The 20,235-nt window shown below is 40.3% G+C and carries 18 protein-coding genes; 7 read left to right on the top strand and 11 right to left on the bottom strand.

The window, feature by feature from the left end; all coding sequences use genetic code 11:
* Positions 1-78 precede the first annotated feature (78 nt).
* Positions 79-507 (bottom strand): cell wall hydrolase, encoded by a 429-nt coding sequence (locus NSQ64_RS02125; RefSeq protein ID WP_008342138.1) that lies wholly within the window; start codon positions 505-507, stop codon positions 79-81.
* 546 nt (positions 508-1,053) lie between these two features.
* On the opposite strand from NSQ64_RS02125, the gene NSQ64_RS02120 reads away from it, so the two are divergent.
* Both NSQ64_RS02120 and NSQ64_RS02115 read left to right on the top strand, forming a co-directional pair.
* Positions 1,054-2,115, top strand: coding sequence for a DUF5105 domain-containing protein (locus NSQ64_RS02120; protein WP_341014797.1), 1,062 nt, complete (start codon positions 1,054-1,056; stop codon positions 2,113-2,115).
* Positions 2,116-2,345: 230 nt separating this feature from the next.
* A complete protein-coding gene (locus NSQ64_RS02115) occupies positions 2,346-2,897 on the top strand; it encodes a hypothetical protein (RefSeq protein ID WP_268383878.1) in 552 nt (183 codons plus the stop codon).
* Between the two features lie 56 nt (positions 2,898-2,953).
* Here NSQ64_RS02115 and NSQ64_RS02110 read toward each other — a convergent pair whose 3' ends face one another.
* Both NSQ64_RS02110 and NSQ64_RS02105 read right to left on the bottom strand, forming a co-directional pair.
* Positions 2,954-4,135 carry an ABC transporter permease gene (locus NSQ64_RS02110; protein WP_041091209.1) on the bottom strand — a complete coding sequence of 394 codons (1,182 nt, stop codon included), beginning with the start codon at positions 4,133-4,135 and terminating at the stop codon, positions 2,954-2,956.
* Positions 4,135-4,875 (bottom strand): ATP-binding cassette domain-containing protein, encoded by a 741-nt coding sequence (locus tag NSQ64_RS02105; protein ID WP_007498365.1) that lies wholly within the window; start codon positions 4,873-4,875, stop codon positions 4,135-4,137. The genes NSQ64_RS02110 and NSQ64_RS02105 overlap by 1 nt, the downstream gene beginning before the upstream one ends.
* Before the next feature lie 160 nt (positions 4,876-5,035).
* Here NSQ64_RS02105 and NSQ64_RS02100 point away from each other — a divergent pair, with 160 nt between their 5' ends.
* A complete protein-coding gene (locus NSQ64_RS02100; RefSeq protein WP_024719011.1) occupies positions 5,036-5,737 on the top strand; it encodes a LytR/AlgR family response regulator transcription factor in 702 nt (233 codons plus the stop codon).
* Positions 5,738-5,748: 11 nt separating this feature from the next.
* On the top strand, positions 5,749-6,714 hold the full coding sequence (locus NSQ64_RS02095; RefSeq protein ID WP_319078361.1) for a sensor histidine kinase: 966 nt from the start codon (positions 5,749-5,751) through the stop codon (positions 6,712-6,714).
* Between the two features lie 35 nt (positions 6,715-6,749).
* Here the strand turns inward: NSQ64_RS02095 and NSQ64_RS02090 are convergent, their stop codons facing one another.
* Entirely contained in the window at positions 6,750-7,679 is a 930-nt protein-coding gene (locus tag NSQ64_RS02090) for an aldo/keto reductase (protein WP_007498377.1), read from the bottom strand.
* Positions 7,680-8,109: 430 nt separating this feature from the next.
* On the opposite strand from NSQ64_RS02090, the gene NSQ64_RS02085 reads away from it, so the two are divergent.
* Entirely contained in the window at positions 8,110-9,144 is a 1,035-nt protein-coding gene (locus tag NSQ64_RS02085; RefSeq protein WP_319078362.1) for a DUF5105 domain-containing protein, read from the top strand.
* 51 nt (positions 9,145-9,195) lie between these two features.
* On the opposite strand, the gene NSQ64_RS02080 is transcribed toward NSQ64_RS02085, so the two are convergent.
* From NSQ64_RS02080 to NSQ64_RS02070, 3 genes are all read right to left on the bottom strand, one after another.
* On the bottom strand, positions 9,196-10,284 hold the full coding sequence (locus tag NSQ64_RS02080) for an SEC-C metal-binding domain-containing protein (protein WP_319078363.1): 1,089 nt from the start codon (positions 10,282-10,284) through the stop codon (positions 9,196-9,198).
* A 193-nt stretch (positions 10,285-10,477) separates the two neighbouring features.
* Positions 10,478-11,416 carry a response regulator gene (locus NSQ64_RS02075; RefSeq protein ID WP_178896792.1) on the bottom strand — a complete coding sequence of 313 codons (939 nt, stop codon included), beginning with the start codon at positions 11,414-11,416 and terminating at the stop codon, positions 10,478-10,480.
* A gap of 4 nt (positions 11,417-11,420) precedes the next feature.
* On the bottom strand, positions 11,421-12,707 hold the full coding sequence (locus tag NSQ64_RS02070) for an ATP-binding protein (protein WP_017358607.1): 1,287 nt from the start codon (positions 12,705-12,707) through the stop codon (positions 11,421-11,423).
* A gap of 517 nt (positions 12,708-13,224) precedes the next feature.
* On the opposite strand from NSQ64_RS02070, the gene NSQ64_RS02065 reads away from it, so the two are divergent.
* Entirely contained in the window at positions 13,225-14,205 is a 981-nt protein-coding gene (locus NSQ64_RS02065) for a glutaminase (protein ID WP_008342152.1), read from the top strand.
* A gap of 33 nt (positions 14,206-14,238) precedes the next feature.
* Entirely contained in the window at positions 14,239-15,666 is a 1,428-nt protein-coding gene (locus tag NSQ64_RS02060; RefSeq protein ID WP_017358609.1) for an alanine/glycine:cation symporter family protein, read from the top strand.
* A 39-nt stretch (positions 15,667-15,705) separates the two neighbouring features.
* On the opposite strand, the gene NSQ64_RS02055 is transcribed toward NSQ64_RS02060, so the two are convergent.
* The 4 genes from NSQ64_RS02055 to NSQ64_RS02040 form a co-directional block, all read right to left on the bottom strand.
* Complete coding sequence (locus NSQ64_RS02055) at positions 15,706-16,566, bottom strand: alpha/beta fold hydrolase (RefSeq protein ID WP_024719018.1); 861 nt, start codon at positions 16,564-16,566, stop codon at positions 15,706-15,708.
* A 156-nt stretch (positions 16,567-16,722) separates the two neighbouring features.
* Positions 16,723-17,088, bottom strand: a complete 366-nt coding sequence (locus NSQ64_RS02050) for a VOC family protein (RefSeq protein WP_008342155.1) — start codon at positions 17,086-17,088, stop codon at positions 16,723-16,725.
* A 100-nt stretch (positions 17,089-17,188) separates the two neighbouring features.
* A complete protein-coding gene (locus NSQ64_RS02045; protein WP_019743569.1) occupies positions 17,189-18,571 on the bottom strand; it encodes an amino acid permease in 1,383 nt (460 codons plus the stop codon).
* Positions 18,572-18,638: 67 nt separating this feature from the next.
* Positions 18,639-20,147, bottom strand: a complete 1,509-nt coding sequence (locus NSQ64_RS02040; RefSeq protein ID WP_061417791.1) for a class I adenylate-forming enzyme family protein — start codon at positions 20,145-20,147, stop codon at positions 18,639-18,641.
* Between the last annotated feature and the right edge of the window lie 88 nt (positions 20,148-20,235).

Raw genomic sequence — 20,235 nt, 5'->3', positions numbered from 1 at the left:
GATACACAATGGTTACCCATTTTGAAAAAAAGAAAAACACAATCCTCTTGAATACAAAGGATTGTGCTGTTCATCAAGCTAAAAGGTGTTATAAACATTCTCGCAAGTTTCAGCTGTGGGCTGGTAAAAGCAATGTGACTTATACCTTGCCACAAACGGCTGATTGTACCAAGTGGATGGACAATTTCCAGGCGGTTTGAAATACCAAAGACTGAATTTCGCAGGCCAAAATCGTTCACCATTAATGTTCCTCCGTGCAAGTGTCTTTTCACTTTCTCGTGCTCGCTGATAAAAATAGCCATGCGTGACTGCCTCAAACGCATGCTCCTGATAAATCATTTGTGGAATCGTACGCAGCCCTTTAAAGTCAGAACAGTTGGCACGCAAACGATTGATGCCTACATTTCCTACAAGCAGCATCCCTTGTTTCCCTTCACCTTCCGCTTCGGCTCTCAGCAGTCTGGCCATTAAATCAATATCAGAGCTTGTCGCTCTTACCACTGCCATACATCCACCTCCCATTCATTTCTCTTTTATTTTATGTAGGGTTTCTGTGTAGATGACTGCCATTTTGAAGGGAAAAGACACATTCCGTGTCGAGAGCCTGTCTAAATACCTCAACATTTCGCTGGACAAGTGTCTCTCTGTCAACAACACACAAACCTAGTGATTAGTGATCATACACATCACAGGAAAAAATATTCATTACTAACGACTCATTTACAAGTCATAAAAATCCTTCTATTTGCTACATCTTCTTCAAAAACAGTCATTTGAACCTATTCAATAATCCGACTCAAAACCTTAAAATATAAAATGTTGAGTTTTTACAGGAGATTTCAAACAATAAAATACACATTTCTCCTCTCAACATAGTGTCATTTTTACTACTTGAAGTGGATGAACCTTTCGAACGCACTGAGGTATTGACAGTACTTTCGCTTCATTCTACAGTAAAAAACATACAGTATTTTTCTTTTTGTGCAAAAAGAACGATATGAACTAAAGCTTTCCAATGAAATTCACCATAAAACCCGAGGAGGAAAACATCTCATGTTTAAAAAGAAATTATCCCTGTTTCTTCTGATTTTGTGTGTAACTGTTGTCGCTGCTGCTTGTAGTGGTGGAAAAGACAAAACTGCTGCGAAAGAAAGCGATACAAAAAAATCCCTTGATGCAGCTGAAGTAAAAGTAGAAAGTGCTGAGTACACTTTACCACCTCAATACGATACATCTGTTCAGGATGATCAGTATGTCCTAAAAGTGAATGTATCTGTAAAAAACATCAGCAAAGAACCATTGAATGTGGATAAAAGCAACTTTACGCTTTACCAAGATGACGCTCAGGTGTCTACCATCTCTCCTGATGACTACAACGAAGTATTATCTTCAAGCTCTATAAATGCAGGTAAAGTATCAAAAGGTGGTCTTTTCTATGTAGTTGATAAAGAAAAAGACTATCAACTTGTCTACACAGAGCCTGGTACTGGATCGAAAAAAGATGACAAAACACTAGAATTCGATATTAAAGGAAAAGACTTGATGAAAAAGGCAGATACACTTCAAGCGTCTGCAAAAGCCCTTTCTTCTTATATTGATGTCATGATCTTTGGTAAGAAAAATGACGATTTCGAAAAACTAACAGGTGATAACAAATCAACTGTCGTAAACGAATTTGATAAATCATTCAAACAAGGCTACATTTCTTCTTCTGGTATTTCATCTAGCTCAGCAAAAGACGAAAACCTTGATAAGCTTCTAAAAGCTGTGAAAGAAACATTAGCTGAAAAATCAAAAGTATCAACGAAAACAAAATCAATCAGCGGTGATAAAGCTGTCGTGACTGTGACACTTACACCAATTGATGCAAGCCCGCTTGTCGATCGTTTAAAAGAAAAAGCAACTGAATTCTACAGCAAAAACCGTACAGCATCTTATGATGATGCACAGAAATATCTACTTTCTATCTATCCAGATGAATTTAAAAAATTAGGACCATCATCTTCTGAAGAAACAGTAGAAGTGAACATGAAGAAAAACGATATCGACCAATGGAAACTTGATTTGAACGACTACAAAACAAGCTCATTGGTTGAAAAGTTCATCAAGAACTAAAGAAAAACCCCCGGTTCCCGGGGGTTTTTTGTTATAATTTATCATCTGGTTAGCGACAGACAAGAAGTGTTGCAGCTGGAGCTAATACAAAAGGTAAACCATTTAAAGAAATAGATAAATCAAAAACAAGCCCCAAAAAGGGTATTATTATCACTGGCATCCCTATAAAAGGACTCCAAAAGCTCATGCTTATTACGGAGGTCCTGTTAAATAGTAAATAGAGGTGAATCATGTATCATTACGAAAAGCTATATAAACAGTATTTATATAAAAAAGATCAATTGACTTTTACTAAAGAACTAGTCGTTGAGATGATAACGTCTAAATTTAAAGCTAGAGAATTTTCAAAAACAAAGATTTTAGATTTAGTAAATGATGATCACTTTGAATATACTAAGATATATAAATGTTTTGTCATTGATGATCCAAGTATATTGATTCAATTGTTTTCGAATGAGGAAAAAAAGGATCATCGTGAACAAGTACTTCATAATCGTCTCCATCCGTTAAATCCTAAAAGAGTAAAAGAATGGGATTATAATCATTTATTACTTGATGAACAAGAAGGTAGAAGAATTGATATTATTTTAGAAAGTAAAGATGGAGTATATGTTTCAGAATTTACCGTAAGAGCTAGTTGCGAAAAGCTTGATAGGTATATAAATGCTTTAATTGTAGGTGCACTTATTGAAAATGAGTTAGAAGAATATCCAGTTGATATTCATGACGAGTATTTTCAATTTTATTTAGAGAACTTGTATCAATTCGGTTTCTTAGACTAAAACATACGGTGATCGGCATTCACTTGAAAACGCCCTCTATCATAGAGGGCGTTTCTTTATTTCGCAAGCATCCATTTCTCTTTCATAAACAAACTTCTCACGATGACAAACAAGATCATCACTGTCAGCGCCGAGGAGCCGAGCGTCAGCGCAATCGACATCGGGTCAACGATGCCAAACATCAATTGCTTGCATAGTGCGTGAATATTAAGGAATGGGATCGCAAAGTAATACGTATCTAGCTGCGTAGCGCCTGCTCTCATGGTGAAAAACATCGGAATCACACCTAGTGTAATGATCATGGACATGTACGATTGTGCTTCTTTCACTGAGCTTGAAACGACACTGAGCAGCAGTTCAATCATGGATACCATGAATGAGAAAATAATTAATGCCGCAAACATAACGCCGATGATGCTCCACACTTGATCTCCGAAGTTCAGCGCTTGTTTCAGTTTTTCTGTAAAGAGCAATGTAGAGAGCAGAAGCATGCTAATCGCCACAATGCCACTTAATATACCAAACATAGAAACAGCTAGCCATTTTCCAATTAAAAGCTGAAGTCTGCTGGCCGGTGTCAGGAATAAAGCTTCAATTGACTTTCTATCCTTTTCACCTGCTACGATATCAAGCGCAGCTGGCAAAGCACCTGAGATCACAGACGTCACTAAAATCATTGGAAGAAGAATCGACAGCAGCATGGTGGTCACCCCGTTTTCTCCATCCCCGTCCTCTCCTTCTTGCACATCAACCGATTGTACCTCAAACGGATGAATCACTGACGATTTGATCTGATCCTGTGCCAAACGCTTTTCTACGACTTGATTTTGATATTGCTCCAGCAACGATTGCAGCATTTGAACCGCAATCACTGAATCATCATCTGTTGGATACCCATGGACTTTAATGGCAAACGATGTTTGATGCTGAAGCATATCGCCTGCATCTTTTGGCATTTCTAGATAAGCATTTGCCTCACCGTCTTTAACGGCTTGCTGCGGGTCATCAAATGTTTCAAGTTTCAGGTTTTTCACTTCTTTGATCATGTCATTCATATCGGACGGAAGCTTTTCATTGATTGCGACTGTATACGTTTTATCGCCTGGATCAGCGATCATGCTTTCGTAGAAAAACACGAGTCCGAGCATCGTCAAAAGAGGGATCAACACTGTTAAGAGCAACGTTTTCCTGTCTCTGAGCGAATCTGTCATTTCTTTTAAAAAGACGGTTTTCCACATTATGCATTCCCCCTTGCGAGCTTCGACATAAAGATGTAATTCAAGTCTTCACTTTGTTCCTGTGCATATAATTCTGGAAGCGTTCCTTTGTACACGAGCTCCCCTTGATGAATCATCATGACACTGTCACAAAGCAGGCTGACTTCTTCCATGATGTGGCTTGAAAATAGAATCGTTTTATTTTGCTGTTTCAACTGATGAATAAACTCTCTGAAAATATTACTCGATGTGATATCTAAACCTGTTGTCGGTTCGTCAAACAAAATAATGTCAGGGTCATGAATCAATGTTCTGGCAATCGCCACCTTTTGCTTCATCCCTCTTGAAAATCCTTTTACCTTGCGATCCATGTACTGCCTCATCCCGAATCGCTTTGCTAAATCCTCAATTCTTGCTTTGATCTCATGCTGATCCAAGCCATATAATTTCCCAAAGTATTCAAGGTTTTCACGAGCCGTCAAACGGTCATAAAGTCCCGTCTCACCGCCAAACAAGACCCCAATTCGCTTTTTCACTTCAGTTGCTTCTTTGACTGTATCAAAGCCTGCAACATTGACTGTTCCATGAGTAGGCTCCAATAATGTCGCAACGGCGCGTAATAATGTGGTTTTCCCCGCACCATTTTCTCCTAAGATGCCGACGACTTCTCCTTCCTTCACGGAGAATGTCATATGTTTCATCGCCTTTACGACTTTTTTCTTATCTGTAAACCAGCAACTACAATCGCTGAGAGTAATCATTTGGTTCGCCCCTTTCGACTATCTACGTCTATGATAGAAAAAATACCACCTGCCTGACATAAAAATGTCGCGAAACGTCCTTTTTCTGTCTTGAAATGATCCATTTTAAAAAACAAATGGTAAAATAGACAAATAATAAGAAGAGTCATAGGTGATTTTTATGATAAAAGTAGGTCTTGTCGATGATTACCGAGTGGATTTAGAAAAGCTGCATGCCATTGTCGGCAGAATGGATGCCGTTGACATCGTTTTTGTGACGCAGTCAGCGGAGGATGCATATGAGAAGGTCAAACAGGGCGACATTGATCTATTGTTTGCAGACATTGAGATGCCTGGCATGTCTGGCTATGAATTAGCAGACCTTATTCACTCCCATGCACTGAATGTGGATGTTGTATTTGTGACGGGAAACAGTGGGTATGCTGTCCATGCCTTTGATTTGAATGTCCATGATTATATTATGAAGCCTTATCAAGCTGATCGAATCGCCAAATCCTTAGAGCGCTACATGTCCACCAAGCAGGAGAAAAGCATTCACGGACGGCTTCTCATCAAGCAGCAATCAAATATCCATGTACTGCAAAAAAAGGATGTCATCTTTGTTGAACGTACTGGCAGGTCGACGACCATTGTCACAACAACAGGAGATATTCAAACATACCAAACTCTCAACGAGTTAAAAGGTGATTTAGCTGAGAAAGACTTTATCCGCTCCCACCGCTCGTTTATCATCAATATTCATTACATTAAGAACTTTTCGGCGTATGCCAAAAATTCATTTATCGTGTCTTTTGAAGGGACTGATAAAAAAGCCATGATGACGAAGCAGCAATTAGAATACTTTAAGAAATACTACTTTTAAGGAGAACGAACGTGAACGCTTTCTATCTTGGATTTCGCATATATACGCTCATCTGGCTCGGTCTTGCAGTTCAAGCTGCTGCTAAAGCTGTTCTGCCTTTGTCATCAAGCATGGTGTGGCTTCTGACCTTTTGCATCATGTGCCTTTACACCTTTTTCATTTACAAAAGGTTTTGGCTAGGTATGAGTGGTTACGTGATATTAGGCGCTTTTGTGCTCATCACCTGTTCAGGCATTTCACTTTTTCTCACGCACGGAAATGGACTAAGCCATCTTTTAACTGTCCTCATCATTTTGACAGCCGATCTCCTTTCCTTCAAGGTGATGCAAACGGAGCAACGATTAAATGGACGGCTTCAAGAGCTGATTCATGCTGAGTCGAGGACCAATGACTTGCTGCTTGAGCTGCGAAGTAAACACCATGAAACAGCTAGACATTTAAATGCCTTTTCCGCATCGAATGACGAGCATGAGATTAAAGATTTGATTCAGCAATACGTGAAACATTTTCCTTGGATCAAAGGGGAAAATGCTTATTTGGCCTCCACCCTTCATTCCTTTTTCCAACGGGCTGAAAAAGAGGAGATTGCCCTTTCACTAGATCTTCAAGCACCCTTTTCTTCTCTTCCTTTTTCTAAAGCGGATCAGGTGAGTTTTACTGGCAACCTGCTTGATAACGCATTAGACGCCGCTATTGAAGCGAAGCAAGCTGGGAACGAGGGAAGCATCTCGATCACGACTTCCATCCGGAGCGGGCTCTTTTTGATTCATTGTGAAAACAGTACTAAGGGAATGGAAAAACACGTATTAGATCATCTGTTCAAGACGTTTGGCCGCTCGACAAAAGGCGGTGATCATCAAGGTATGGGTACTTATATCATTCATCAGCTTGTTGAAAAGGCAGACGGCACGCTTGATTTTACGTATCGTTCTCCAAACCTGAGGCTCGTGATCAAGATTCCTCTCACAATGGCATAAAAAATAAGGTGCTACTTGGCACCTTATTTTTTATATTATGAAAAGATCTGATCGATTTCGTTGATTTCTTCTTTTGTTAATTGAACATCGTTTGTTTTCAAGTTTTGTAAGACTTGCTCGGCTCGTTTTGCACCAGGAATAATGGCATCAATGCCATCCTGCGCCAACAGCCACGCCAGCGCTACATGGGCTGTTTCGGCATGTTTTGATTGCGCAATGGCCTTCAGTTTGTCTACTTTTTCGAGGTTTTGAAGGAAAGCATCACCTTGGAAAAGCGGGTCCTTTGCTCGAATATCATCAAATGTCGCATCCTTTGTAAACTTCCCAGTCAACAGGCCTGACGCCAATGGAAAATAAGGGATAAAGGAAATCCCATGCTCCACGCAGTATGGGAGAAGGTCTTGCTCGGCCTGACGTTTCAGCAGAGAATACTCTGATTGAAGCACGTCTAGGTATCCATCTCGATTAAAGGTTTGAAGCTGTTCAAAATCAAGGTTTGATGCCCCAATTGCCCGGATTTTCCCCTCATCCTTCAATTCCTTTAAAGTACCGGCCACTTCATCCAGCGGCGTGCGGCCGTCTGGGAAATGCATATAGTACAAATCAATATAATCGGTTTGCAACCTCTTCAGGCTGTCTTCGACCTGCTGTCTTAAGAAATCACGGCTATTGTCCAGTTCGATTTGTCCGTTTACTTCTTTATGAGCCCCTTTTGTCGCAAGAACCAGTTCGTCTCTGCCGCCTCTTTTGGCAATGATCTCGCCAATCAATTCTTCTGAACGGCCCAGCCCATAAATAAAAGCAGAATCTAAGAAATTGACACCATGATCAAGAGCAGTTTCTACTAGCTCCCGCCCTGCATCTTCACTCAGATTCGGGAATAAATTATGGCCACCTACTGCATTTGTTCCAAGCCCTATCGGATTCACCTGTAAATCAGTTCGTCCAAGCGTTACTTTTTTCAAAAGCTCATCTCCCTTATCTGCTTAATCATCCTTATTTTCCCATGAATCATTTTCAACATTCAAGTATTCTGCTCTCTGAAAATCAATCTGAAGGTGGACGCTGAGAAAATAGAAGGTGTGTATGATGACAGACCATTGACACATAGCGATTGTCTCTGTTAAAGGATAGCTTTCATTTAAAATTTATTTCTTTTTTACTAGTCTTTTTCTCTCAAAACCCTCCTAAACCCACACGTTTTCGGAACTAAACTTACTAAAATAGGAATTAAAACCTATTCCTTACCATGAATAAAATAGATAAAATAAATGAAGTAAATTAAGGTCAGGATATTTAACCCTTAAAATCCCGATTATTCCTTTTAATACATCACTTTAATATTAGACTGATGACATTAAAGGAAGGATAAATACATAAAAAAAGGAGTATCAAATGGTAAAAAAAATAAGTGTACTTTTCGTAATTTCATTAATGGTCATTTTCTCTGCAGCTTGTCAAAGCTCAGGAAAAACAACAGCTTCCGAAAAACAATCTTCTAATACGGTAGACATAAAAGTGAATAACTATGAATATACTTTACCTGACGACACATCGACTACTCTCCGAGATAATGAAATCGTATTAAAGGTCAACTTAACTATTACGAACAAAGATAATAAACCACTTTCATTATCAAGCAGCCATTTCACGCTTTATCAAGGTGATTCACAAGTATCAGAATTAGATTTTTATAGTAGTAAAGATAAACTCAAATCAAATTCATTAAATTCAGGAAAATCTGTAACAGGATCTCTTTACTATTTGGTAGATAAAGGTGAAAAATATCAGCTCGTTTATGAAAATAGAATCAATAAAAATAATGATCCTATCGAAATTGACCTTGACGGTAAAAAAATTCTTGATACAGCCGAAAAATTAGACAACCCAGCAAAAGCTCTTAATGCATACACAGATGTCATTGTATTCGGTGAGGAGAATAAACAGTTCCCTGAATTAACTGGTGACAACAAAGCTGATATTGTGAATAAATATAATGAAATGTTTATTAAAGACTTTAGAAGAAGTGCAAGCATCTATGGTAACGAAGTCAGTGATGAAGATATTCTAAACATGTACAAGAGCATTCAAAATACAGTAAAGAACAAAACCAAAGTAGAAACTAGTGTAAAAGCTATTAAAAATGATGAAGCTGAAGTTGCTGCAAAAGTTACAGGCATTGACGCATCTGAATTAGAGGAGAAGCTAGCCGATATTTCAAAAGAATTTTACAAAGGGAACATCACCAAAAAAGAGTTGTACAAAAAAAGTTTAAAGCTATATGCGAGTGAATTCGATAAGCTTCCTCCAGCATCAAGCCCTACTGAATTTGAAGTGAAAATGAAACGAAACGGTGAGGGTCAGTGGAAGATAGATTTAAACGACTTTAAAACAAAAGAATATATGAGCAGTTTTATCATCACAGAATAATGTTTTACAAAAAAGACGCTGGCCCTTAAAGGGGTCGCGTCTTTTCTAATGTTATACAGTCGTTTCTTGCTCTTCTTTCACCGCTTTTTCAATGTCTTTAAATCGGCTCGATACAGTGGACGCACTAATGCCATACTTTTTAGCAACTTGTGCTTGAGAAAGCGGGGCATCGCTTGCAAGTGAATGAATATAATATTCGATTCCCGCAGCAAATGACGCCGCTTTACGGATCACAGGTGCTTTCTGATCACAGTAAGCTTTCCAAACTGTTAAAGCGCCATCTGTCAGGCTTTGGTCACCGTGCTCTTTCATCCCGTCTTCAATCAGCTTGGCTGTTTCCAACTGAACGTCACTAGCCCAGTCCATCCGATCTGCTGATAGTCCTACTGTACTTCCTTCTGTTTGAGCAGGCGCTTCTATTTCTTCAGCTTCTTGCTTCGCAAACATACACTTCAGCACTTCAGGGAAGGCTTCTCTCATAAATGTGCTACGTGCTCCTCCGTTTGCCTCATGTGCTTCAACGAGCTGGCGAACCTGAAGAAGAAGCGTATCAGTAAACTCTTTCGCGAACATCGTATATTGAATGAAAAACTCTGCTTTTTCTTCAAACTGAACAGGGAAACCTAGAACAAGACTACCTTTCTCAGGGAGCACGGTTTGATCCGGCTTCACATCAACTTCAACCTTCTCAGCTGTCACCATATTCTCAAAGTAAAGAGACTCGTCCGTTTTTTCATTTAATAAAAGCAAAGATGGCTCCATGTCTGTCCAAGATTCAACCACTTGTCTTGTTTTAGGACGGGTAATATCTTCTGCTTTTTTTGTCAGGAATTCTTGGAAGATGGTCTCTTTCTTATCTGTTAATGGGCGGAAGAAAATGCCCCATACACTCAAATGAAAGACTGAGATTTGTTGCGTTTCTTTATCCATATCTGCTAGGAAAGAAAACTCATTAATGAATTGATTGATCGCTCTCTGATGCTTAGAGAACGCATAATTCATTAAATCCTTTTGAACTTGTACAGCTTCTTTAAACACAAGCTCAGACGTTTGTTCTCCGCCTGACTTTTGACCACAGCAATGTTTATATTTTTTTCCGCTTCCGCATGGGCAGAGCGCATTTCGTTTAATTTTTCCCAAAATAAAACCTCCGACATTCTAGTCTAACCTCACTATTTTAACAAACGATTGCACAGGAGAGTTTTATTTTCAAGAAAAAAGAAAAATCAGAATGATCAGATAAATAACAAAGACGTCTAAAAGAGCAAGGCGGCTCATAGTCAAAAGCACTCTGTCTCTGTTTATTTTCTCCAATCATTCCAATAGATTTCCCTCAGCTCATCCCTTCGAATAGCTGCTTTGCTTCAAAATAAAAGATTTGCACAAACTTTTTCGTATTGACTCTGCCTGTTGACCCTGCAGATGAAGAAGTCTTCTGCATTTCTTTCATCCTTTGGCTGACATCAGTGAAATCAAAAAACTTCGACGCATAGTGCTCAAATTTAGGATTTGAAAAATCTGTGAGCCCAAGTGATGCGAAATGATTTAAGGAATGATGGATGGCTCGTCTAATTCGCTGCTCTGCTGCTTTCACTTCCCGCATCACTTCCACATCCGCCGCACCACGACCAAGCTTTCGTTCCGCCGTTTTGATAAATAGCTGCTTTAATGGCGGAAAATTCACCTCATGAGAATTGGCTGTCTGCGTTTCATGTAAGTAGATCAATATCTCTAGTAAATCCTTAGAGCCACTCTCTCCGACAATTCCTAATTCAGATAGGAGGAATTCCCCTGCCTCTTTCATCGTTCTTCGCTTTAATCCAGTACCTATCTCATGAGAAATCACTGGCTCTAATGGCAGCACATGCCGAAGAGAAGCTTGAATATCGTAAATTGATTTTTCGAGCTTGATCCGCTCCATGACCTTTCGAATGACACTGACAATCTCAATTCGATTGACGGGTTTATGAATATAATATTCAATTCCAAGTTCATAGGCTTCTGCCATCATCTCTTTTGCTTCTACTTGAGATATCATGATGACCTTGCCTTTGAATTCAGGGTGAATATGACGTATGGTTTGAATGCCGTCTCTAGCTGGCATTAAAAGATCAATCAGAAGGATGTCTACTTTTTTCAGGTTCAATGAATGCGCTTCTAATCCAATGCCGTCATCAGCTTCATCCACGACCTCTCCTAGATCCTCATCCTCAATGATCTGACCTAAAATCGAGCGTATTGCACGATCATCATCTGCAATGAAAAATCGCATACACTCACCCTCTCTGTATTAAATTTTTTATCGGAAGGACAAGCTGAAAAGCTGTTCCTTTCGTTTCTTTCTGCTCAATCTGGATTTGACCGTCCAGCTCTTGAACCAGCTCTCTCACATAGGATAAGCCAATCCCAGTTGACGGTGTTCCATATGCATCAAATTTTGAGGTATATCCAGGATCAAATACAATCTCTCTCAATTTCTCAGGAATACCCGGTCCATCATCCTCAACCCGAATCTCTATTTTATCATGACTCCCTTTTAATACGAGTGAGATGGCTCCATCATCCTTGATTGCTTCAACTGCATTTGCCATTAAATTATTAATCAGCGATAAGAAAATGAACACATGATACTCATGCAAGTGAATGCCTTTTATATCAGATGTAAAGGAAATGTTCTTCCCGAGAGATAGCGCATATTTCTCTTGAATGCGAATCACGATTTGAACAAGATCCTCTGCCCTCATATAATCTTGCATATTTTCCTTTGAAATCAGCTTTGAAAGCCCAGCGTAAATACGCTGATTGTCCTTTTTGACTTCATGTATTTCCCCTGCAAGCTTCAGCAGCTCCTGACTCACTTTCTTTCCTGCCTCATGTTCATTCAGCAGACGATAGAGCCGATAGGATTCTTGCGTTATGTGCTCTGTATGATTTAACGTTTTCTTTAAATGAACTGTTTCCTCATATAAATTTGAAATGACCATCATCATATGCTCATTTTGCTTCATGATTTGTTTCTCTCTTGATTGTGCCTCATACAGCCTCATCATATTAAAAAAGCTGATGACCACGAAGCTGTGAGCAAATGCAATGAGGATCATATCACTCAGCTTTGAGAAAGTCATGGTTGTATCAAACACTAAAAATTGTACAAACAGCTCAACAAAATCAGCCAGCAGTTCAATCATCAGTCCGATCAGCCCAATAAAAATGGAACGTTGCTTGAAACGTCCTGTACGGACAACAAAGAAAAGAAAAGCATAAGTAAAGTAAAAAAAGAAGCTCGGAAACTGCTGATAAAATGACAGAGCCAGATCAGCTTTTTGCTGAATAAGATCTAAACCTACCCGAAATAGGACAATGGCTGCGCCTGTTAAAAACCCTGGCAGCAATGGTCTTGATTTTCTTAAAAGTAATAAGCAAAAGAAAAACGCAGGTGCCCCAAAACTAATACGAAATGTTTCATTCACAGGATAAAACTTCAGCTCTCCCGCAAGCGGCACAATGACGATCATAAAAATCAAAATAAATGCGTCTTTTTTGACAAGCTGGTTTAAACTCAAATGACTGACATCCCTTCCCCTGTTTACATAGCCACAGTATACAAGGAGACTCTTTGCTTCACAATGAGCAAAAAAATTATTTTCACGGCTACTTCTCTCTTCAAAATCATTTTTTATGACTATTCTCCGAGAAGGCAAGGTGACCTTTCAGCCATTCTACGATTTGGAGATTGTCTACAATAATGGGAATTGTTTAGACAATTACATGCAGACTGATTTTTATTTGTAAGTTTTTCTGTAGATTTTCGTCAGATTGTGTAGTTTCCAAGATAAATTGAATGAACAATTTTAGTGAAACTATATGTAAGCGTTTTCTGAATTTTCACTAAAAACCCTTTTTGTTGTTTCGCCGCCAAAGCCTTCATTTGAACATATATTTAGGTGTAAAGGAGTGGTACAAGCAGCGCATGACAAGTTCTTTGAAGATGTGTAACATGTTTTCGTGCCTATTTGATTGCATTTTTTGTCATCCGCCAATTCAATAGGGTACTTTTTGATTTTTGATTGGAGGAATCGTATGAAAACAGCAATTTCTAATAATACACAACACGCATGCCAGTCTTCTGTTGATCAATGGGCAGAAGAAATACGTCCGTATTACAAAAACGGGCAGAACGCTGGCTACATTCCAGCACTCGGAAAAGTAAATTCCTCTCAACTTGGTATCAGCGTGATAGGCCCAGATGGATCATCTGTACGTTATGGTGATTGGGACGTTCCCTTTACCCTGCAAAGTATCTCAAAAGTCATCAGCTTTATAGCTGCCTGTTTAGGAAGAGGCGTTCCGTACGTCTTGGATCGGGTAGATGTAGAGCCAACTGGTGATGCATTTAATTCCATCTACCGCCTTGAGATGCATAAACCAGGGAAGCCCTTTAATCCAATGATTAATGCTGGAGCTATTACCGTATCCTCCATCCTTCCTGGAAAGACTTCTACAGAAAAGCTAGCATATATTTTCGATTTAATCGAAAACTTAATAGGGAAGCGTCCTTCTGTTAATGAAGAGGTTTATCAATCAGAATGGGCAACTGCACACCGCAACCGGGCACTTGCTTATTATTTAAAAGAAACCAATTACTTAGAATCAGATGTCGAGGACACGTTAGAAGTGTATTTAAAGCAATGTTCCATTGAGGTCACAACAGAGGACATCGCCTTGATTGGACTGATTATTTCAAGTGATGGCTACCATCCCTTTAAACAAGTCCAAGTCATCCCAAAAGATATCGCAAGACTAACAAAGGCATTGATGCTGACATGCGGCATGTACAATGCGTCTGGTAATTTTGCTGCTTTCGTAGGCGTTCCAGCCAAAAGTGGTGTGTCTGGAGGAATCATGGCTTGCGTTCCGCCAAGCGCAAGAAGAGAATTCCCATTTCAGACAGGCTGCGGTATCGGCATTTATGGTCCCGCCATTGACGATTGTGGAAATAGTATTACCGGTGTCATGATGCTGAAGAAACTCGCCAAAGAGTGGGATCTCAGTATTTTTTAAAAAGAACAGTGATGAATTCGAAGAGGTGATGTTATGAACGAAAAAGCTTTGCTATCTTATTTAACAACTACAAATGATTTTATTTGGACTTATCTAATCATTGCTCTGTTACTTGGAGTAGGGGTCTACTTCACATATAGATCACGCTTCCTGCAAGTCAGAATGCTGAAAGAAATGCTGCGTGTTCTAAAAGAAGGAAGAAAAGAAAAAGAGGGAATCTCACCGTTCCAAGCTTTTGCCATCAGTATGGCAGCACGTGTAGGAACAGGGAATATCACAGGGATTGCCATCGCTATTGCGATCGGTGGACCTGGCGCAATCTTCTGGATGTGGATCGTCGCAATTATCGGTTCTGCTTCAAGCTTTGTTGAAAGTACACTAGCTCAGGTGTATAAAGTCAAAGATAAAACAGGATTCCGCGGTGGACCTGCTTATTACATGGAAAAAGGGTTAAATAAGCGCTGGATGGGGATTTTATTTGCCATCCTGATCACGATCTCTTTTGGGATTGTCTTTAACGCAGTGCAATCAAATACAATCACCGTCGCTTTTAAAAACTCTTTTGGCCTAGATCGTTTAACTGTCGGAATCGTTATGGCTGTTATTTTTGCGTTCATTATTTTCAAAGGAATCAAAGCGATTGCAAAAGCATCTGAATATATTGTCGTTTTTCTTGCCGTTGCTTACATCGGGATTGCTTTCTTTGTCATTATCACAAATATCACTGAACTACCAGGTGTCATCAGTACGATTGTGAAGCATGCTTTCGGATTTGAACAGTTTGCCGGCGGTACATTAGGTGGAGCATTGTTACAAGGGATTAAACGCGGTCTCTTCTCAAACGAAGCCGGTATGGGTAGTGCCCCTAACGCAGCAGCAACTGCTGTCACGAGCCACCCAGTCAAACAAGGATTAATCCAAGCATTTGGTGTGTTAACAGATACGTTAATTATTTGTACAAGTACAGCCTTTCTTGTTCTGTTCTCTGATGCGTATAAAACAACCAATCTGGAAGGAATTGAGCTAACTCAGGCTTCATTAAGCCAGCACATTGGGCCTTGGGCTTCTGGATTCCTGGCGATCATGATTTTCTTATTCGCTTTTAGTACGTTAATTGGTAATTATTACTATGGTGAAACGAACATTGAGTTCTTGGGAGCGAATAAAATTTGGCTCAACATCTATCGTGTTGCTGTCATTGGCATGGTTCTTTTCGGAGCTGTTGCGACTGTTCCTCTCGTTTGGGGTCTAGCCGACTTATTCATGGGTCTCATGGTCATCGTCAACCTCATTGCCATTACCATGTTGTCCAAAGTCGCCTTTGCAGCACTGAAGGATTACATGAGACAGAAAAAAGAAGGCAAAGATCCTGTTTTCTATAAAAATGCCGTTCCAAACAATGAAGAGATTGAATGCTGGGACGACGAACCTGTTTCCTTGAAAAAGAATCAAATCGGATAAAACAAATAAGCTCTGGTCATATGATCAGAGCTTATTTCTTTATGCTAAAAATTCGAGAATGAGCTTATTCACGACATCTGGTTTCTCATGATTGATCCAATGAGTCGCATCATCGACAAAAATCAGCTGTCCATTTGGGCAAATTTTGATCGTTTCTTTTGCGAGCTTTCTGCTTAGAAATTTGTCCTCCATTCCCCAGATCATGCGGACAGGAACGAGAATTCGTTTGGAAATCGGTTTTTCAAAGCCGCCTTTTTTAATACCTCGATACCAATTCAACATGGACGTAATGGCTCCAGGCTGCGTCCATGCCAGCTTATAGCTTGAGACATCTTCCTTCGTGAACAAATGAGGTCTAGCAGACAGTCCAATGGCTTCATCCAGTCTTTGAAAGTGATTTTCTTGAAGGGCTGCCTCTGGTACATTTGGAAGCTGAAAGAACGCGATATAAGAGCTCTTCTTCCACTGCGGCGGATAAAACGGAAGGACCTTCATCATCACACGAGGATGCGGCATGTTGACGATGATTAATTTCTCTACATATTGAGAACGGGTTGAAGCAAGGTGCCAAGCAACCGCTCCGCCCCAATCATGTCCGCCGACAATAGCCTTTTGATTTGGGCTCAGCGCCTTAATTAATCCCACGATATCATCTCTTAATTTGTCTAAGACGTATGATTCGACTCCTTCCGGTTTGTCACTCAGGTGGTATCCCCTTTGATCAGGAACAACGACACGATACCCCGCCTCAGCCAGGGGGAGGATTTGATTTTTCCAACCATACCAAAACTCAGGAAATCCATGCAGCAGAACCAGCAGTGGGCCATCTTCAGGACCAGCCATTGCCGTATGGAGTTTTATGCCGTTTGTTTGAATATATTGAAACTCAACTTGATCCATTCCTTTTCCACCCTTTCCCCATGTCTTATCATTCTTCCAACATAGCATATTTTCCATTTTTCAGAAAATAAAAACACTCACAAAAAAACCTTCACAAGGGTGAAGGTCTCAGATTACTGACAACGAATGCGAGGGTTTGTCTCACGCAAAACGTCTTTATTTCATATAATTCAGCACCCATATCAGACCATTCTTCCGATCTTGTACTTGTCCATGAAGTGCGCCAAAAAACGTATCCTGTAATTCCACAAGGACATCTCCGTCAGCTTCAAGCGCCTCGTATACAGCCTTTAACTCTTCCTCATTGTCAAACTGCATGATCAATCGAAGATTCTCTGGTTTTGGTGTGCGGCCAAATGTATCTGAAAAGTGGAGCAGTGATTCTCCAAGGTGCAGCTCAGCATGCAATACACGGTCTTGATGTTCATTTAAGATACGAATATCTCCGCCAAAAATTCCTTGATAATATTGAAGAGATTCTTTGACGTCTTCTACAACAATATAAGGACTAACGCTGATCATTTCCCTCATCCTCCTCTTGTTCCGTTCATTATCTCTTATATAGCTTATCCCAAATCGTATGAAAAAAGGCACAAATCGTCAACGGATTTGCACCTTTTTCTCAAGCAGATTTCGCTAATTCACTGTGTTTGTTAGAATACGCTGCGTACATGACGACACCGATAATCAGCCAAACCCCGAAGTACAGCCATGTCCGGCCTGGTAAATTGAGCATCAGAAACACACAACAGCCCATCGAGATAATTGGCAAAACCGGTACAAACGGAACCCGGAATCCCCTTTCCAGCTGTTTATGTGTCTTTCTCAAAATGAGTACGGATAAACTCACCATCGCAAACGTTAATAATGCACCAATATTGGCTAGGTTGGACAGATCCTTCAAATCAATAAACCCTGAAATAACAGCTGTCATCCCGCCAATCACCCATATACTGGCAACCGGTGTATCACTTTTGTTTGTTTTTGAAAACACTTTAGGCAAGAGCCCGTCCCGCCCCATCGCAAAAGCAATTCGAGTTGCCGCATAATTATTGGCGAAAATCACAGCCATCAATCCAATCACAGCACCGACAGAAATAATACCAGCCACGCTATGTTGATGGACACTTTGCAATACATAAGACATTGCCTCTGTCACATTCAACTTCGTATAGTGCACCATGCCTGTCATCACCAAACAAACGACAATATAAATGATCGTACAAATGAGCAATGAACCAATAATGCCAATTGGCAGGTTCCGCTGTGGATTTTTCACCTCTTCTGCAGAAGCTGAAATGGCATCGAATCCTAAAAAGGCAAAAAACACAGCAGCGGCTCCAGCAATAATCCCTTCCGTACCAAACGGCATGAACGGCTGCCAATTGGCTGGCTCTACATAAAAACCACCTACTACAATGAAAAGAACAATAATGCCAAGTTTCACAAACACCATGATATTATTGAATTTTTTACTTTCTTTCGTTCCTCTAGATAGGATCCACGCAATGAGTAAAGCAATGATAATTGCTGGCAAATTCATATATCCGCCTTGTTCTGGACCAGCTAAAAATTGATGTGGAATTGAGATTCCAAACCCCTCCAGCAGGCTGTTAAAATAACTCGACCAGCCACTCGCTACAGCTGAAGCAGTCAGCATATAAACAGATAATAACGTCCATCCCATGAGATGACCTACGAGTTCACCCATTGTGGTATATGAATAAATGTACGCACTGCCGAACACAGGCAGCGCGGAAGCCATTTCTGCATAACAAAGTGCTGCTAAACTGCACACAATCGCTGCGATCGCAAAGGAGAAAATAACAGCCGGTCCTGCATCCTTAGCTGCTGTAATTCCGGTTAACACCATGACCCCCGTCCCAATCACAGCCCCTATGCCAAGGAGCGTGAGATCGAGCCCGCCCAGTGTTTTCTTTACCTTTTGCTGTCTGCTCTGTTCTAACAAATCGTGAATGTGTTTCTTACGAAGTATATGTCGCAAACCCTTTCCCTCCAAAACGTTAGAAAAACAAAAAAATCATTCAAATTTCATTATAGCAGAATAGGTCCTACGCATTCACAACCAATTCACGTAAATCTTTCTTCATGATTTTACCAAGTTTATTTTTTGGCAGATCCTGCGTGAAATGAATGGATGGCACTTTGTAATCTGCTAAACGTTCCTTGCAGTAATTCACCACATCTTCTTCGCAGAAATCGACAGATTCGTCTTTTACGATATACGCACTTGGTACTTCACCATATAAGTCATCTGGTACCCCAATGACAGCAGATTCAATTACACCTGGAATTTGATCAATGACCTCTTCCACTTGGTCAGGATAAATATTATCCCCACCGTATAGAATCACATCTTTGTATCTCCCTGTGATGTAAAGAAAACCGTCTTCATCCAGATAGCCTGCATCCCCCATATGGAACCAGCCATCTTTGAGCACTTTCTCTGTCGCTTCAGGTTGATGATAGTAGCCTAAGAAATAAAATGGGCTTCTCATGACGACCTCGCCAATTTCTCCAGCTGGGAGCGCCTCTTCTGTCTCAGGATGCACGATTTTGACTTCTACATCCGGATCCACTTTACCAGCAGAGCCCATCTTATCCTCGCCCATCGCTGGATGCCACGCACTCACAACCCACGCTTCTGTACTTCCATAGCCATGCATCATCTGAATGCCTACTTCTTTGTAATCTTTAATTAAGCGTACCGGTACCTTCGTACCACCAGAAATCGCAATTTCAAAAGATGAGAGATCGTACGAACCGCGCTTCATTTCTTCTAGCATGTACGTATAAGCTGATGGGAAAGCCATCATAAACGTAATTCTTTCTTTCTCAATCGTTTCTAAAATGCGTTTCGGTGTTGCATCATGTAAGAAGACTAACGTATACCCTTCAATTGCAGCTGCAATCAAGTGATTAATAGAACTCATATGATACAGCGGATGACTTGCCAAGTACCGTTTTCCTTTCAGATCAAATCCTCGATTCCCACGTCGTGTTAAAAATTGATAGATTCGTCCATGTCCGACCATACAGCCTTTTGGATTGCCTGTTGTACCTGAGGTGAATAAAATCATGGCCAAATCTTCTTCTGATACCTCTTCAGCAAGATCACTTCCATCATTAGACGCCAATATGTCTTCAAACAACTGTGTTGTTTTCGCATTGACACCAGATTCCACCATGAGACAATCTTCTAAAGACACATTCACTGCCGCAATGATGTCACGGAATTCACGGTCAAAAAATAAAGCCTTTGGCTCTGCTTTTTTCAAGATACCTTCTAGCTCAAAAGAGGTAAGCTGCCAGCTAAGCGGTACGGCGACTGCACCTGCTTTAATGGCTGCCAGCATAATCGTAGAAAAGTGATGATGGTTTTGACAAATAAAGCACACCCGGTCACCTTTTCGAATTCCTTTACGGTGTAAGTAATGTGCCAGCTGATCAATGCGTTTTGCATATTCTTCAAATGTATAAGACACACCTCCGCCAGTTACCGCTTCAATTTGTGAAGAGCGTTCCATTCTGTCGTTTAGTAATGCCTGTAAAGTATTCAATATCTTCATCTCCAAACGTTTGATGTCCAATAGCCAATTTCCAGAGAATTGGATTGGCAGATTTTATCTCATTCACATTCTAAAATAA

It is taken from the genome of Bacillus sp. FSL W8-0183, assembly GCF_038006825.1.
GTDB lineage: Bacteria > Bacillota > Bacilli > Bacillales > Bacillaceae > Bacillus > Bacillus altitudinis.
Note: the sequence above shows the minus strand (reverse complement) of the source record. Positions and strands in the feature narration are given on the sequence as shown.